13 protein-coding genes and 1 pseudogene are annotated in these 18,026 nt (G+C 38.0%); 10 read left to right on the forward strand and 4 right to left on the reverse strand.

Translation table 11 applies throughout. The features are described 5' to 3' along the window. Positions 1-52 precede the first annotated feature (52 nt). The 10 genes and pseudogenes from tehB (at position 53) to CXF79_RS13270 (ending at position 9,345) form a co-directional block, all read left to right on the forward strand. Entirely contained in the window at positions 53-619 is a 567-nt protein-coding gene (gene tehB, locus CXF79_RS13220) for a tellurite resistance methyltransferase TehB (RefSeq protein ID WP_011043427.1), read from the forward strand. Positions 620-855: 236 nt separating this feature from the next. Continuing rightward, complete coding sequence (locus CXF79_RS13225) at positions 856-1,074, forward strand: hypothetical protein (protein WP_101155439.1); 219 nt, start codon at positions 856-858, stop codon at positions 1,072-1,074. Positions 1,075-1,422: 348 nt separating this feature from the next. Further along, a complete protein-coding gene (locus CXF79_RS13230; protein WP_011043429.1) occupies positions 1,423-1,896 on the forward strand; it encodes a hypothetical protein in 474 nt (157 codons plus the stop codon). A 34-nt stretch (positions 1,897-1,930) separates the two neighbouring features. Continuing rightward, on the forward strand, positions 1,931-2,368 hold the full coding sequence (locus CXF79_RS13235; protein ID WP_011043430.1) for a universal stress protein: 438 nt from the start codon (positions 1,931-1,933) through the stop codon (positions 2,366-2,368). 66 nt (positions 2,369-2,434) lie between these two features. Continuing rightward, the gene (locus CXF79_RS13240; RefSeq protein WP_101155440.1) at positions 2,435-3,790 is read left to right on the forward strand and encodes an MBL fold metallo-hydrolase RNA specificity domain-containing protein; all 1,356 of its coding nucleotides are present in this window, start codon (positions 2,435-2,437) and stop codon (positions 3,788-3,790) included. Between the two features lie 61 nt (positions 3,791-3,851). Further along, a pseudogene (locus CXF79_RS13245) lies at positions 3,852-3,989 on the forward strand (excalibur calcium-binding domain-containing protein); the annotation flags it as partial. Between the two features lie 732 nt (positions 3,990-4,721). Next, the gene (locus CXF79_RS13250) at positions 4,722-5,468 is read left to right on the forward strand and encodes an SDR family oxidoreductase (RefSeq protein WP_011043433.1); all 747 of its coding nucleotides are present in this window, start codon (positions 4,722-4,724) and stop codon (positions 5,466-5,468) included. Positions 5,469-5,512: 44 nt separating this feature from the next. Further along, on the forward strand, positions 5,513-6,721 hold the full coding sequence (locus CXF79_RS13255; RefSeq protein ID WP_101155445.1) for an acetyl-CoA C-acetyltransferase: 1,209 nt from the start codon (positions 5,513-5,515) through the stop codon (positions 6,719-6,721). A gap of 743 nt (positions 6,722-7,464) precedes the next feature. After that, positions 7,465-7,680, forward strand: coding sequence for an acetyltransferase (locus tag CXF79_RS13265; protein ID WP_101155449.1), 216 nt, complete (start codon positions 7,465-7,467; stop codon positions 7,678-7,680). A gap of 423 nt (positions 7,681-8,103) precedes the next feature. Further along, complete coding sequence (locus CXF79_RS13270) at positions 8,104-9,345, forward strand: tyrosine-type recombinase/integrase (protein WP_041736950.1); 1,242 nt, start codon at positions 8,104-8,106, stop codon at positions 9,343-9,345. Positions 9,346-9,814: 469 nt separating this feature from the next. Here CXF79_RS13270 and CXF79_RS13275 read toward each other — a convergent pair whose 3' ends face one another. From CXF79_RS13275 to CXF79_RS13290, 4 genes are all read right to left on the reverse strand, one after another. Beyond that, positions 9,815-10,399, reverse strand: a complete 585-nt coding sequence (locus CXF79_RS13275; protein ID WP_101155451.1) for a PEP-CTERM sorting domain-containing protein — start codon at positions 10,397-10,399, stop codon at positions 9,815-9,817. Between the two features lie 30 nt (positions 10,400-10,429). Further along, positions 10,430-14,362, reverse strand: coding sequence for an ExeM/NucH family extracellular endonuclease (locus CXF79_RS13280; RefSeq protein WP_101155453.1), 3,933 nt, complete (start codon positions 14,360-14,362; stop codon positions 10,430-10,432). 398 nt (positions 14,363-14,760) lie between these two features. After that, a complete protein-coding gene (locus CXF79_RS13285) occupies positions 14,761-15,621 on the reverse strand; it encodes an EamA family transporter (RefSeq protein WP_101155455.1) in 861 nt (286 codons plus the stop codon). 227 nt (positions 15,622-15,848) lie between these two features. Then, the gene (locus tag CXF79_RS13290) at positions 15,849-17,744 is read right to left on the reverse strand and encodes a TonB-dependent receptor plug domain-containing protein (protein ID WP_101155457.1); all 1,896 of its coding nucleotides are present in this window, start codon (positions 17,742-17,744) and stop codon (positions 15,849-15,851) included. Positions 17,745-18,026: the final 282 nt, after the last annotated feature.

The following is an 18,026-nucleotide window of genomic DNA, read 5'->3' on the forward strand; positions in this document are numbered from 1 at the left end:
CAAGATTAGTAGTAAGATAATCATCCTCATTTCAAATAAATTAAGAGTTATCATGGTAGTTGATCTAAATAGCCGTTACGGTTTAAGCCCTACACACAGTGAAGTGGTAGAAGCCTGTAAAATTATTGAGCCGTGCGATGCCTTAGATATGGGTTGTTCAAATGGGCGAAATGCTGTTCACCTAGGCCAACTTGGATTTAATGTAACCGCCATAGATGCTAATCCTGGTGCCATTAATATGCTACAAAGCATTATTGATGAAGAGAAAATGAACAATATTAAGGCGCAAGCATACGACATTAACAATGCGAACCTTGGCGAGGACTATGGTTTTATTAGCTGTACCGTAACGTTAATGTTTATGGACCCAACTCGTGTTGATAATATTCTTGCCGATATGCAAAAGCGTACTCTGGCAGGTGGTTATAACTTAATTGTTTGCGCCATGAGTACTGAAGAACACCCATGCCCTGTTGGTTTCCCATTTACCCTAAAAACAGATCAGTTACGTGAAACTTATGAAGGATGGGAGCTGATTAAGTACAATGAAGATGTTGGTACTATGCACAATGGCGCAAAATTGCAGTTTGCGACTATATTGGCGCGTAAACCTTTCTAAAGTTTTTGTAAAGCTTGTTTTAAGTCAGTCCAATAGTACTTAACTTAAGCATCAACTCTTTTCCAAGCCTCTTCATTGAGGCTTTTTTATAATTTCTATTTAGTGAATATATTGGTGTTTAGCTAATTACAAATCAAAGTAGTTAATATGTAAAAGGCAAAAATATAAGCACAGGAAAAATACCACAAATCAAACTAAACTTATTTATGAAACGTTATAACATGAGGATAGTGATTATGAAAATGTTAGACATCCACAGTGAAATTCAAACAGGTATTATAAATTACCTTTCAATTCACCCAACAGCGTCAGCTTCAGCACAGCGTATTTGTAATCAATGGCTTGCTAATGAAAGGTACTCTCATAATATTGATCAAGTACAAACTGCAATTAATGGTTTAGTTGCCCGGGGTGAAATTCATAAACACTCTAACGCGGATATATACACATTATAGTAAGGTAGGAAACTCAGATCACCAAGTGACAATCGATGCGTTACAGCTCTACCTGTACCAATAACTTATGACATGTACAATTTATCGAAAATTATTCGCTAGTCTATCTTCATTTTTAGTCATAGCTACACCTGCTAGGTTGCCAACAAGAGCACATACGTGAGCATAATATCTCTGTAACGTTACTCGAAACGACCAACCAACGGAAATTTTACTTTTCTGCGATTTTTCAAGTTAACAGAAAAAATATTGATCTACCTCAAGATAATGAAAAGTAGTTACTGTCTAAAAAACAAACAGCAAACTAAGATATTAGTATTCCTTAAATATTTATACCTAGGAGGGAATATGAAATATTCAACATTATCTATATTTGCATTCGTTGCAGTTGGTTTATTCAGCTGTGATTTAGGACCTGAATCGCCTAAGGGCTTTAGTTTACCCGAAGGCAATAGTGAAGAAGGCAAGGTAGTCTTTGTAAAATACCAATGTTTAGCATGTCATAGTATAGATGGATTAGAGCCGTTATCTGAGCAAAATGATAACCCCGAATTCTCGGTGTACCTTGGTGGTACAACAACAAAAGTGAAAACTTACGCTGATTTACTTACCTCAGTTATAAATCCATCTCATAAGTTTGCAAGAGGCTATAAACTCAATAGTATTCAAACTGATGGAGTTTCTAAAATGACAGTTTATAACGATGTGATGACAGTCACTGAATTAGTAAACTTAGTGACATTTTTACAGTCTAATTATGAATTAACTCCTTTTAGAAGAAGTGATTATCCGTATTATGGCTATAACGAGGGGGTTAAATAAATCATATTCATAACTAATTATAAGGAGAATTAAAATGAGTAAATTATTATATCTCGTTGCCGTTGATGGAGGTGAGTGGGGAGAACGTGCAGCTGATCGAGCTATTCATTTAGCGGAAAAAACTCATGCTAAAGTAAAGTTAGTTACTGTGATAGATTGGCCATATATACACCCAATGATCATCGAAGGTGCTGCTGCTCCTTTATTAGATAAAGAAGCAGAAGAAATGACCGTTAAAGCTAAAGTAATCACGCCATTGGTTGAAAAATATAACACTTTATCGCTGAATATTACCACTGAATTACTTTGGGGAGATCCTGCAGTTATATTGAAAGAACAAGTTGAGGTTACAAATGCCGATATGATATTTGTTGGTCGCCAGGGAAGATCTTCTGTTGTTGATACCTTATTTGGTAGTGTCGCGAATAAACTTGCTCATAGTGTCAGCGTACCTATTGTATTGGTTCCATGATTTATTTTCCTGTTGTTAATTTCGATCATAGAGAACCGGTTATCTAACAATTAGTGAGGATTATTGATGAATATTACATTCTTGGGTGGTACTGGAACAGTCACAGGTTCAAAATATTTTGTAGAAACAAGTACCACCAAAATTTTGGTTGATTGCGGATTATATCAAGGTTATAAATGGCTCCGAGCTCGTAACCGAGAGCCATTACCCCTAGATTTAAAAAGCTTAGACGCCATAGTACTTACCCATGCACATCTAGATCATTCAGGATTCATTCCCGCTCTTTATAAACAAGGCTTCCGTGGCCATGTTTATGCTCATCAAGCTACGATTAGTTTATGTTCTATTTTGCTACCCGATAGTGGTCATATCCAAGAAGACGATGCAAAATTTTATGGGAAACACAAAATAAGTAGACATGAAAATCCGGAACCTTTATATGACAAAGCAACAGCTGAGGCATGTCTATCCTTGTTTAAAGCAGTGGATTTTAATGAAGAATTTATAATTGGCGATATAGAAATAGAACTGCAAAGTGCTGGGCACATATTAGGAGCCGCGAGTGTGATCCTAAAAGCTGATGGGAAACGTGTGGGATTTTCAGGTGATGTTGGCCGTCCCGATGATATTATAATGTATCCACCGAAACCACTTCCTCCAGTAGATTTGTTACTACTTGAATCAACTTATGGTAATCGACTACATGATAAAGAAGATGCTTTTGAACAGCTTGCTGAAATTGTAAATTCAACAGCTAAAAAAGGAGGCGCACTTCTAATACCGAGTTTTGCCGTAGGTAGAACCGAAGCAGTGCAACATATGCTGGCTTCGTTGATGAAAAAAGAACTTATTCCTAAGTTACCTGTTTATCTTGATAGTCCCATGGCGATCAATGTTTTCAATATTTATTGTGAACATTTTGATTTGAATCGGCTGAGCAACGAAGAATGCCTTGAAATGTGCAATGTTGCAACGTTCACTAGAACAGTAGATGAATCAAAAGCATTATCTGAATTGATTATGCCTCATATTATTATAGCAGGCAGCGGCATGGCGACTGGTGGACGAATTTTGCATCATCTAAAACGCTTATTAGGTGATTATCGTACCACTGTATTATTCACAGGTTACCTTTCTGGTGGTACCCGAGGAGCCAAAATGTTAGCTGGAAAGGATAATGTAAAAATACATGGAAAGTGGTTGCCAGTTAAAGCAAGAGTTGAAGTATTAAATGGATTATCGGGACATGGTGATTATGAAGATATAACCCAGTGGTTACAGATTTCAAAATTACACCCCAAAACTAAAGTTCTATTAGTCCACGGTGAGCCCGAGGCTAGTGAGTCGATGCGTGATCATTTAATGCAACATACTCAGTTCGATGTTGATGTAGCCAAATATCATGAAATATTAAGGTTATAAAATAGCATAGAAGCAGGGTGGCTAAGTATGAAGTTTCACTTCGTTTTGAAGCAAAACACAATTTTCCTGTGACTGCAGACAACATTGTAGCCAAATGACATCACGCGAAGGATCAGAGTACTTTATTAATTACTGCCCGAACACAAAAATGGATGGTGATAGCGATGTTATTACTTGTGAAAAATATTCAGGTATTTAGTCTTTTCAATAAACTCAGTCCTCAACGTTACATCAAAGTATTTCACTCCCTCTTTGTAAACAAAATCAGGTTAAAGCACCATCAGCCAGATCACCGCTGTAACTAGCGCAATTCCATTTCGCTCACCTGAATTAAGACCAGTCTGAGCAATTTTTTATTGCTTTTAATTAAAAATAACGATAACAGCGTTACCCTATGGTCCCACCGTGCAGGCATCAATTTAACAGGCGCTAAATTAGTGCATCGGCTGGATATTACGCACTATATACTCCCAGTTTCATTATTAAATAATAACAAACAAAATATTACTCATTATAAAACAATAGGTTAAATTATGGCGTGATAATTGTAATACTGTTAGTCGTGGGGTAGTGAGCGCGGTAAGAACATGCTGTTTAATGCGTTAATAAAACCACTTGAACTGATTAGCCTGACCTTCTGGCACTGAAATTATCAAATAAAAATTAGTGTCATAATATCGTCACAGACCATTGTTAAGTTATACAAAGGTTGTAAGAAAGACGCACTGGAGTTGTATTTAAAACACAGGAAACGTGCTTGGGTTTGGAGAAAAGTAGTAGCAAGCCTGGAAGAAAGTGATATTAGAAGTTGTCGGGTGTACTGTAAATTAACGTTTAGATAAACCATCGGGGCTAATTGCCATGTCGGCAATTAATTTAAGCTCTGAGAATGAGAATAATATATTACTTTAAGAAGCTATGGAGGCTCGTTATGGAAAATATGAAGATTGCTTTAGTTACTGGTGCTATCGGTGGAATTGGCACGGAGATATGTCGTCAGTTGGTAAAAGATGGTTATAAAGTATTGGCTACTCATCGGCCGGGCAAAGAAGACGTCGCAAAGCAATGGCTTGAAGATGAATCATTTGACTCAATTAAGCTAAATCTGTTGTCCCTAGATGTTACAGATTCAATAAGTTGCGGTGAGACATTAAAGCAAGTAATGCAGGACTATGGCACTATCGATGTCTTGGTTAACAATGCCGGCATTACTCGAGATTCTGCTTTTAAACGCATGACTTTTGATAAATGGAACGATGTTATCAACACCAATCTTAACAGCCTGTTCAATGTTACCCAGCCTGTCTTTAACCCGATGTGTGAGAAAGGAAGCGGGCGCATTATCAATATCTCCTCTATCAATGGCCTGAAGGGCCAATTTGGCCAGGCAAACTATGCCGCAGCTAAAGCTGGAATGATCGGTTTTTCAAAATCATTGGCGCTAGAGTCTGCCCGTAGTGGCGTGACAGTCAACGTGATTGCCCCAGGTTATACGGCCACGCCAATGGTTAATGTTCTTAAAGATGAAATTCTCGATTCTATTAAGGCGCAAATTCCACTGCGCCGTCTGGCTACGCCGCAAGAAATTGCCAAGGCAGTCAGCTACCTAGCCAGCGATGATGCGGCTTATATCACAGGTGAAACGCTTAATATTAATGGCGGCCAATACATGCACTAATCCCAGTGCACCACAAACTTACAGACTTAATAAAGGAATTATTGATGAATAAAGTATATTTAGTATCAGCAAAGCGTACAGCAATTGGAAGTTTTGGCGGGGCATTAAAATCGGTGCCGGCCGCTAATCTGGCCGCAGCGGCCGTTAAAGGCGCCTTGGCTGAGGCCAATGTCAATCCGGATCAATTAGATGAATTGATCATGGGTAACGTCATATCTGCTGGGCAGGGCATGGGGCCTGGACGTCAAGCCGCCATTGCTTCGGGTGCTCCCGAGACAATACCAGCTTATACAGTTAACATGATCTGTGGCAGTGGCATGAAAGTTGTCATGGATGCAGCGTCACGCATCAAGGCTGGTGATGCCGACCTTGTGATGGCCTGTGGTGGTGAAAATATGTCACGGTTCCCTTATATCGTGACGTCAGATATTCGTTTTGGCAGCAAAATGGGCAATCTGGAGTTATCTGATTCGCTGATCACCGATGGCCTGACCGATGTCTTTAATAACTACCACATGGGCATTACCGCCGAAAATATTGCGGAACAAGTCGGTGTTAGTCGTGAAGAGCAAGATGCATTTGCCTTAGAAAGCCAGCGCCGTGCCGTTAGCGCCATAGAAGCCGGTAAGTTTAGCGATGAAATCGTACCAGTTGAAGTAATGGTGCGTCGTAAGACTGCTGTAGTGGATACCGATGAATATCCGCGCCAGGATGCCTCGCAGGAATCTTTAGCTAAGATGCGTGCCGCCTTTAAAAAAGATGGCACAGTGACCGCAGGAAATTCCTCAGGTGTTAATGATGGCGGGGCTGCAATTTTAGTTGCCTCGCAGGGCGCTGTTGATCAGCATCAGCTTAAGCCTGTCGCCGAGTTGGTGAGTTATGCTCAAGTGGGCGTCGATCCAACCGTGATGGGACTGGGTCCTGTGCCGGCAATTAAAGAGGCACTAGCTAAAGCCAATCTTAAATTTTCTGATATCGAATTGCTGGAACTCAATGAAGCCTTTGCTGCTCAGGCATTAGGTGTGATGAAGCAGTTATGTGTTGAGCACGATGAAGATTTGGATAACCTCAAACAACGCACTAATGTTAATGGTGGTGCTATTGCGTTAGGACATCCATTAGGTGCCTCTGGTAACCGGATCATAGTCACTTTGCTCCATGAAATGAAAAAACGGGGTAACAAGTTAGGACTGGCATCACTTTGCATCGGCGGTGGTATGGGTACTGCTGTGATTGTAAGACTGCTTGACTAATCACCCGATGCATCATCGAATTATTTTTTGATGGTGCATAATAAACTGAATATAATCAACGCTATGGTAAGAAAATTAACGAAAATGGAGGAACGAATGGATAAGGGTCTATTGCTGCAGGAAATAGTGCAGACAACAAAAAAAGATCAGCATAACGGACTAACAAATAATGAGAAGTTAAAGGTTGAGGCATTGCCATTTAAAGGCTCTTACGAGACACTTTTTAACGATTTTGTCACTTGTAATTATATCCGAGGTTATAACTAATTCTTGAGCCAACCTGATAAAAATTTGGCAAAACGAAGTACTAAAAAGTGATAAATATAATTCAAATACTAAAGCATGAGCAGATTCTGTATTAAGTCAGTCGAATAAATAAACCAGCTGAAAAATTATTATATTTTTATCTAAGCTTCTTTATTGAGGCTTTTTAATACACGTAATAAAGGAAGTAGAGTTCATTTAGTGGTTAGAATTGTTGTTAAGCTTATTGTCCTAAGAGTTAACATGTAAAAGACAAAGGTATACGCATAGGAAAAATATCCTAAATCAAACTAAACTTCTTTATGAAACACTATAAAATGAGGATAGTGATTTCAGTTAATGGTTTACTTGTCTGAGGTGAATAAATAAACGCTCAGACTATAGTAAATAGGTATTCATCTAGCCACAGATACAACCATTTGGCATATACTTTAATGGTATTGAAAAGCTCGAAACACTTTGTTCTATAGGAGACTGGTATGTTCTTAAAAAATAGAAATAACTGCGATATAGTAGATGTAGAAAACCTTTGTGATTTAACTAATTTATTTCACTATAAAGTTTTAGGAACTTATCAAGTAGGTGAAGAATTACAAGATCCGCAAGAATTTAATAAAATGGATTTAATCTTTCTTTCAGGAGAAGAACTACCAAAGTGTTGGACGGATCCAAAATATCGAAAGCATGAAAAATAAGTTTGTTAAGTTTTAAATGGCATTTTGAATAAAACACTTCCATACGGGCTGTTTTGTATCAATACAAAGCTAACTTATTGGTAATGCTAGCTGAGTAAAATGTTAAATGATTTCTAAAACATTTTGATTATACTCAAAGTAGTTATATAGGAAGTTCTAACCATAAGGATATAATTTTTTGAAATAGGGATTAAGAAAAAGTATTACCTATAATATTTTAGCCATCGGTTAAAAGTAGTAAATTGATATCTCTAAATGAAGATCGGGTGCCATTATTAAACTTTTCTTAATCTGAATAATGACAGGGACAACCACTCTTTAATAAAACATACTCACTATGTCCGATACTCTTCAGTATTGGACATAGTGAGTATAATGATTTAAACTAGCTTCAACTGCCTTATCTGCTTGGTTTTACAAATAATGTTATTAACTAAACCCGTTCCTTTATATCCACCATACATTGATTTATGTGATTTCGACTTTGATGACTATCCTCAGTTAGATAAAATATTTTCATCTAATGAACCCTGGTGGCTTGAACAATTTAACTGGGGAAAGATTTTCCTTACTTACATTGGCAGAAATAAATCTGCACATACTTATGAGCGCTTTAGGAATGACGTTGAACGTTTTCTTTTATGGTCATTCATTGTAAAGAAAAAACCAATCGACCAATTACGTAAATCAGACTTATTAGAATATGCTGACTTTTGTTGGCAGCCACCAGTTGATTGGATTGGCACATCTAATCAAGAACGTTTTAAAATAACCAATGGATATTCAGCTGCTAATGAACTTTGGTTTCCATACAAGATTCAAGCACCTAAAAGCTTAAAGTCACAATTCGTCATTGATAAGAAAAAGTATCGTCCATCACAACAAACGCTTTCATCAATGTTTACCGCCATTATCGTTTTTTATAATTACCTGATGGCTGAAGATTTTTGTATTGGTAACCCTGCACAAATTGCTAAAAAAGATTGTCGCCACTTTATAATCGACTCTCAAGTTAAAGAAATCAAACGTTTAACCGGTAGCCAATGGCAATTCGTCTTAGATACTGCTGTTGAAATGGCTGATGAAAATGCAATGTTTGAACGAAACTTATTTGTAATAGCGTCCTTAAAAACCCTATTCTTAAGGATTTCAGAGCTATCCGAGCGTCCTAACTGGTCACCAACTATGGGGCATTTTTGGCAAGATGACGATGAAAACTGGTGGCTTAAAATCTTTGGTAAAAGCCGAAAATTACGTGATATTACGGTTCCTATCGACTTTTTACCCTTTTTAGAACGTTATCGTGCTTCTCGTGGTTTATTAGGTTTACCCTCAAGCAATGAAAATTCTATTCTTGTTGAAAAAGTCCGTGGTCAAGGCGGCATGACATCTCGACATTTACGACGTTTAGTACAAAGTGTTTTCGACCAAGCACACGAAAATATGCGCAGATCAGAAGGTGAAAACAAAGCACTAAAACTCAAAGAAGCTTCTGCCCATTGGTTAAGGCACACCGGAGCTAGTATGGAAATTGAACGTGGGCGCCCTCTTAAAGATATTTCTGAAGATCTTGGTCATGCCAGTATGGCAACAACGGATACTGTTTATGTTCAGAGTGAAAACAAGAAACGTGCAGAAAGCGGTAAACGCAGAAAGGTAGACTAGCTAAACACAATGTAGCTACTCAGAATTATACTTTAATTGTTTTGCTTTTTTATTACTGAGAGTGTTAAATAAAACAGCGTGCTACGTAATTAATCACCCGTAATGACAAGCAAACTTTAGTAGAATTCACGTAGAGACAGGTTGTACTTTAGGCTAAGTAGCCTGAAGGTACCATTAATAAGGGCTTGTAGCGATAGTGCACTTGATTTGAACCCTTTGTCATTATCGTTAAATTTCATCATAATTGATTAGATAAACAACAATAACAATACTATTTAGCCCGGAAAATGGTGATAAGCGCCCTGCTGTTAAACTTTTTACTTGTGCACTATTAATGGTGTTCACTTAAATGTTTTGTCTGTTTTTTACTGTTGGCACGTAATAAAAAAGCCCTAACAGTTATGTTAGGGCCAGCATTAAGTAGATAATTCAACCTTTCAAATTAGTGTTGATTGTTAAAAACTAATTATTATATTATTCTTTTTCGAGCTAACACCGTTAACGCAATTAACATTAAGACCACTGTCATTGGCTCAGGTACATCAACAGGACCTGCAGAATTAACGGTAAAATAAGCATTATTGCTGCTAACGTCGGCGAAAGAGGCACCAAACTCATCACCAAAAATCACATTCGTTAAATTCAATGTATCCGTTCCAATACTGGTAACGTTAAAATTTACACTCGCTAACACAAATTGGCTCAATCCATCTTGCACTGGTAAAAGTTCATCCCACCAAGCATAACTAATTTCAGATAAACTCATACTGTCAGTCATAATATCAAAAACACTTTGATCGCTACCAGCAACACCTACATTGAGTTTATTACCAAAACTGTTAGAGACATAATCTATTATTGAATTGTCCCACGATAGAGTAAAATCAAAACTCGCTAATAACTTTTTAAAACCCAAACCATCTTCTTCAATATCGCTAATGATAAAATCTGCTGTAAGCACGTCACTATCTTGGTTTAGCTCTACTGAGAGTAATGTCGCCTGACTATTGAGTGAGACTAAAAGCATGCTTATTAACATTATTATTTTTTTCATGGTTATTTCCTTTTAAATTTATTGAATGAATTATTCTGTCGCACAACGCGAACGAGTACATAAAGACATTAATGCTCTAACATCTAGACTGTTAACGACACTATCGTTATTAAAGTCATGTTGAATATCACCTGTTTCACCACGGCGAACCATCATAGAAAATTGAGTCACATCATTGCGATCTATGTCTGCATCGCCATCAAAATCACCGACAAGTTCAACCGCACTTTGCAATTTCAGCACAACAATCACAGGATCATGGTCTGATGCTCGATACGCATCTTCAGCAAAGTAAGTTGAAAGTTGTTCTGATGATTTATATTCGGTGTTGTAATCAAATATACGAGGCTCATCAGCATTGATATGCCATACGGTAGTATCAACTACTTGGCTAGCTAAGTTATCACTAGCAAGTGCATGGTCTAAATAACCAATTTCACCACCAAAGCTATATGAATATCCAGCACGGCCTAAATGGTCAGCGACTAAGTTATGATAATTACTTTGAGTAATCGCATTAATGGGATCTTCTTTACCGTAGGCATTCAAATCACCAATAATTAAGAAATCATCATCGTTAGTGCCGGTAGGTTTTGTGTTTAACCAAGCCGTTAAGCCATTGGCAGCTTGAGTTCTCAGCTCATTCCAACACCCTTGACCGTCTCCTTGATCAAGATTATTGCCAGAGGCACTTCCACAACTTCCTTTCGACTTAAAGTGATTAACCGCAATGGTTAGCTCTTCATTTGTCGCAATTTCTTTAAACGTTTGTACTAGCGGTTGACGGTTACCAAAATCAAAAGGACTTTGATTTGACGTAACAGCATTTCCTACCAGTGCGACGGTGGCGGGATTATAAATAATGCCTACTGATATTGCATCGCTTCCAACACCCGCTTGGTCAATGCTCACATAAGCATATGTACCCTCTCCAACTTGATTATTAAGTTGAGTAACAAGATCTGCAATGGCTGAGTTACTGTCAAAACCATCGTTTTCTAACTCCATCAAACCAACAATATCTGCATTAATTTCTTTAAGCGCAGAAACAATTTTACTGCTTTGACGGGTAAACTCTTCTAACGTATCTGCCCCTCGCGCAGTAGGGAAACCTTGACCTGCACCATCACCATTGAAGTAATTTAATACATTAAAGCTTGCCACTTTTAAAGAGCCACCTTCATCGAGTTCAGGTTGTGTTGTTCTCACATTTGTCGCACTAAATTGTGGTGTCGTTGTTGGCAACACACGATATTGATTGAAACTATAATCAATCACACCGGTTAAACCCGTAACCGAATCACCTAAACGTAAAGTATTTTGATGATTCAGTCCTGGTGCAGGAAATGGCACATTATCAGGGTTTTGCGCATTGTTCATATCATCTAATGTGATTCGATTTCGGCTATTTTTATCCGCTAAATCAATCGCTTGTCGACTACCTGCGTTATAAATATTCGTAGGTAATATCAAGCGTCCATTCGACAACGTTAGCTGACCAAAACGAGCCAGATTATAAGTATCACTAACTTTCAAAGTATCGTTAAAGCTAACTGACATGCCTTCGATAGTTTCCCAATAATCAATACTTGAAACCGGTAAAGATACCGTTGTAGGCTCAATTGATTCACCAACACCACAATCAATAAAGTCTGTTGTCGCCGTCAATTGGGTACGGCCAAAACTCTCTTTGATGGTACCAAGTATTCTTACTTTATTGCCAACTGTAGGGAAGTTAGCAATGTTATTAAAGTAAACAAATATTGCTTCAGAGGTCATCAAATCAGCATCAGTATCGTCTGCTTCTTCTTCTACAAAATAGCCTTTTAAGCTTGGCACGGCTGACGTAACAGAGCCTTCAATAACTTTAACTTCACCAATAACGGTTGAGTCATTGTTACTGCCTTGAATTACATTAATTTTGTCAGCTTCATCACCACACATTCCAATAACAGGATCTTCACCTGTACCAGGATCTGTCGGAGAAGTATCAGCGAGATGTGAGCCCAAATTTTCAAAAGTATCTTTAGGATTTGACTGCCACTGATCTGCTTTAATAAATTCATCCGTTCGGTCGGTATCACCTGATGTTATTGAAGATAAACGTAGTAATGAAGTATCTTTACCCCAATTTTCTCTCACACCATAAGTACCAATATTATCGATAATCGTATCGCCATGTACGAGCTCTACATAATCATCACCATTGAAATTAACAGCACTTACAAAATGGTCGATAAATGGTACTAATAAACTATCATCTGCAATTTGACTAGAGCCAAGTACCACCACATCATTAGCAAGTAGTTCACCCGTTAATGTATAGGTACCAGTAGCGGTAAGACTTCCATTTGAATAAAGCTTGAATTGATAGTCCTCTAATGAAACCGTACTATCTGTTGGGTTATAAATCTCTATTGCTTTATTAAAGCTTGAACCTTCAACGTATTCAGAGAAAAATAAATCAGCCCCTGGCGTTGGCGGATCTACTGGGTCAACGGGGTCGATCGGGTCAACATCTGAACATGACGCACTGTAAAGTGTTGAAATCCACTCTGGGTGATCAATAAATGGGTTACGATTTCCTTGAAACTCATAAATTTTATTATTTCGATTAATTTCAAATTCATCGACAGGATCTGATTCACTCCATGCCAATAAGGTACATAACTTACCTAACTTGGATTCACCGCCAGAGGTTAAGGTATCAACTACTTGCAGGTCGGGTGTTACAGAATCTAAACCGGCATAACGAGTATCCATATATAATACGATACGGGCAACATCACCTTTGACCGCATCTCTTGGTTCAAAAGAATTTCCATCTACGCGGTTTTCAGGAGATTCTGGTAATGGTGCATCACTATTATCAAAATCTAAGTTACCTCTTGAAGAGTTAACGGATATATCAGTAGGTCTTAAATGATGAATATCTGAATAAGCCATCGCGCTAGAACTTGGGAAGCCATGACTTTTCGCCCAAACATGTTCACGATTCCAGTTATCAGGGTTGGTAGATTGTGAACCACTACCATTGGAATTTTTTGCTTTAGAAATACCACGATAAAATAAGATAACATTATCAGGGTTCATCGGGTCTTCATCAGTAACTGTTAATGCTGTCCATGCTTCTGAATAGGTTAACTGCTTATGATTTGCTGAGATGACTTCATTGATGTTGGTTCGAATAACCTCGGTACTTTGTACAGAATCAATGGCGTTAAAAACAGCGGCATAATAGGTAGCATCAACAAAGTCTTCTGCATTTTCTATAGTGCTTAAGTCTGGGCAATTATAACAAGCATCTGTGACTGGACCTTGACTACTATCACCTCCTCCATCTTCAACACCAGAAGTAACGATTACGTTATCCAAACGAATATATTCAGAGCCAGAGTTGTTTGCCATAGAAGCTTTAATTTGAAGAGTACTTCCTTCTGCAATGCTTTGTGTTATGGCTGCAGACGTAAAGTCATCAATCAATGTGTGACTACTGCTGCCTTTACCTTGCCAGTTTTCTACCTTAACAAAAGGCGCATCATCTATTGAATAGGAAAGATCAAAAAAATCAGCTGATTCAAGGGTGCCACTTTCTTCTGCTAACACAGAAATGTTAATATTCTGCTTGCCTTGAATATCAATTTTCTCCGATAGCCAATCTACACTGCCATCTACATCTCTTGCTTCGACTTTATTATTCGTGACTTTAAACCAATCACTGTTTGCTGTTAATTGTGCATTAGTAACATCAATAGACCAGCGAGTAACACCGTCCATATCGATGGTTTCATAAACTGCTCCTTTATTGGTTAATGCTGGGTCAGAAAAGTCTTCAGACCACAGTGTTTCAGCACTTAAAGCACTGTAGCTAACAAAGCTTGAAGCAACACAAAGTGCAATCGAGTTTAATTTTAATTTATTTTTGCCAAAAAATAGACTTGGCACTACCTTACGAGTCTTCATTTCATTTCTCCAAATTTTCAATGAATTTACGTTAAAAAAGTACTTCTATTGGTTAAAACTTCAACTTGATTCTGAACGATAAATGTTACAGTTTTGTTATTTAACGGTAAGATTGTTGTTATTATTGACCAAATAGTCAACTACTAAGTGCATATAAAATAAACATATTTAATAAAACACTCTATCTGGTCAATTAGAGTAAGGGTTTGAGGTTGATTTTATTTTGTACAGCCCGAATAAAAAAGACTAAAAATCGATGGCTCGATGGTATTAGATGAGAAAGGAACGATTGGTTAAGCCATACTGGAGCCAGTATGGCAATTTACTAGGAGTAATCTATTAAACTTTTAGTTGTGGGTGTGATACTACATGAATAACAATCAACGGAGACTAGCTCATTATTTTCGTTTTGCAATCAACAGCGCTGACACTATCAACAGTGATCCAATGGTAAGTCTGACTAATTCTTCTGGTGTTCCCCCTTTAGCTTCACCAAAAACAAACAAGGAAGCAAACATAGCCAGTGGTACTACCGCATTATTGAATGTTGCTAATACACCAACACTTGTTTGAGTTCCGCCTTTATTCCAAAGGAAGAAACAAAGCCCTGAGGCAATTATCCCCATATACACTAAAACAAACCACTGTGTTGGTGTTGCGTTCAATGGAATAGGTGGTTGCTGAGAAATTAATAGCGTAGCAATGGTAGTAAAAATGGCTGCACCTAGGTATAAAAAACCAAAAATAGAGCTGTCAGTAATATGTGCTCTACTTCTTTTCCAATCGCGATAATAAACTTGCCCAAAAGCAAAGGCCAGATTAGCTACTTGCATCAAACCAAATCCTAACCAAATTTCGTTTGAATCTATATTGCCCATTTTTATAATTGCGGCACCAAAAACAGACAGAACAGTGGCCACTAAATACCAAGGGGTAAAACTACGTTGTCTAAGATCGTTAATAATAACGATATAAAGTGGCGTAAGTACGCTAAATAGCGCGACAAGGTGTGATGGTAGATAGCGAAAAGCGGAAAGATAACAGGTATACATTACACCGTATTGAAGTGCGCCAAGCAATATCAACTGCCGTTTTTCCTTCCCGTTGGTATTACCGAATTTCATAAAGGGAATAAAAGCAATTAGCGCAAGTAACAGGCGAGTATCTGCTATTTGAAGTGGGTCAAGACCTTTGAGTGCGTTACCAATTAGACCAAAGGAAAAAGCCCAAATTAGCGTAGTGATCGCTAGATAAATCATTAAAAATCTCGAATAATTAGTGTTATACCAATCTGATCAAACAACTTCCCATTTTCGAGTGGTCTAAAAACCCAATAACTGCGTTGCTTTCAATCGCAATAGCCTGCTATTACTCAATCAAGCGCCTTGTTCTTGAATTTTTATCCTCACTGAACTTTGGGAACTAACTTAATCAAATTAGTATTAAAATGACCCCAGCCAATAAACTGGGGCTGATGAAAAGTATTTTACCAGTTGTAAGTAGCACTGATAGTGTATTGTTCACCACGACCTGGCGTACCAGGTATCTCTTCAAAAGATTCATCCCAAAGATTGTCTGCTGCAAGCACAATATCTAGACCTTTAATCTGTGAAGGAGAAACCTTTAATGAAAGGTGTGTGAATAGAGCATCGTCGTCACCGTTTCGTAGAATATTTTCTTCTTGTTTGCGCCACTCATTATCAACACGAACTTCTACGATGTCGCTAGGATGCCAAATAACACCTAATGTTACCCGATGATCGGGGAAGTTCAATGCATAAAAGCTAGCATCTATATCCGCAGCGCCATAATCTTCTGATTTTTCAAGGAAGGTGTAGCTAGTGATTATTTCTGAGTTTTCAAAACGCTTTACCGCAAGTAGTTCTAAACCTAAGGTATCTATATCGACCGGGTTTGCTGAACGAGCAGAAGTTGAACTCAAGCTATAAGTCCAATCGGTTAAGTCATTATCTTGTCGATAAAAGATAGCAGAATCAAGGCGCCAAGTTTCGCGATCTAATACCAAGCCTAGTTCGATGTTTTTAGTGGTTTCTCGCTCAAGATTATAATTACTTCTAAACAATCCACCACTATCACTACCACCTATAGCCGTATAACCGGCTACTTGGCTGGCTTCTGCATAAGAGAGATAAATCGTTTGAGAAGTATCGTCAGCATTGATTGTATCCCACGTAATATCACCAATCAGTGATACTTGAGAATCGTCTCGATTAGTATCATCAAAAGCCGCGCCGAGACGGACAGTTAACGCTTGGTCATTTTGTAGATCCATTCGGTATTCAGGTAATACACTGAACTTGTAATAATGACGAGAAGTAAAGTTATTTTCTAACGTGGTTGATTTAATACTGTCTGCTATAAACTGCGTTGAATAATTCAGTGCAAATGATGCTGTTTGGGCATGGCGACCGGATAACGCTATCGATTTAACATCAGTTTCGTGAAAAGCTTCAAAGATATCAGGGTTTTCACGGGAAAAAACATAATGGTCTTTGTTATTACGATAGTAAGTGGAAATTTCAAATGTGCTGTCTTGCGCATATTCCTGTTTATGATTAAGTATTAATAGTTGTGTTTCAAGATCTTCAGTTTCATTAACATTAAATGGCGTGTACATATTTGGCCAGCCAAAAAATTTGTCTTGAGAACCAAAAAACAGATCGGTCTGTGATGAAGGCCCAACTAACTGAATACGAGCAGAGGCACGTTGAAAATCATGATCGCCATTTTCTATCGTGCCATCACTTTCAGAGCGAGAGAATTCACCTTCTAAACCAAGAGTCCAATCAGTAGAATCACCCAGTGCCATACTCACACCACTGTGTATTCGTTGTAAATTAAAGTTGTTATTACCTGCGCCAATTGAAGCACTGCCTGCCGTTTTTATTGGTGTCCAGTTGCGGGAAACCGTCCCTACCGAGCTATTAACACCGAGCAGCGCATTATCTGCACCAGTCAGTACATTAGCATTACTTAACATTTCCTGAGCAATAGGAATTTCTGCAAAGTAATGTCCAGTTTGCGGATCAAGTAATGTCGCGCTGCCAACCCTAAAGCCAGTATTTTCGAAAATACCACCACGAATAGTTACATCAGCTTGAGCTTCTGCCATATTGCGTGACTGTAGATCAACGCGTGGGTGATATTCTAAATTAGAAACTGGCGAACCAAAAGTTCCCACAGGCTTAGTATTAGCCGTGGTTGAGCTTTCAACCGTGATTTTCTCAATATCATTACTGACATCTTCATTTACTTTAGTGCTTACTTCATCACTTACTGCATGAATTTCATCGGATGCCGATGAAACAGTCGATAGGCTAAATAACAAAGCGGGCAAAGCAACTTGTACAACTCGAATCATGTTAATGTTCTCTATTTACACTGTTTTATCTATCTGTAAAAACGATTGTTTTTCACTCAATCACTCACTTGCTCAAGAAACCACATGACTAGCTTACAGAAAGAGTTATTACTAATCTTTGTGTTATACCGTCGGGTTTAAAATATTGGAACAACTTCACGAAAATATCGTAATATGGGTAGGGTTCAGCTGAAAGGTAGTAATCGTATGTTAATTCAGATTATATCTTAGCGAAGTACAATTTTATACATGATAGCCATTCTCACTTAATAATGATTTACA

It is taken from the genome of Colwellia sp. Bg11-28 (assembly GCF_002836245.1).
GTDB lineage: Bacteria > Pseudomonadota > Gammaproteobacteria > Enterobacterales > Alteromonadaceae > Colwellia > Colwellia psychrerythraea_A.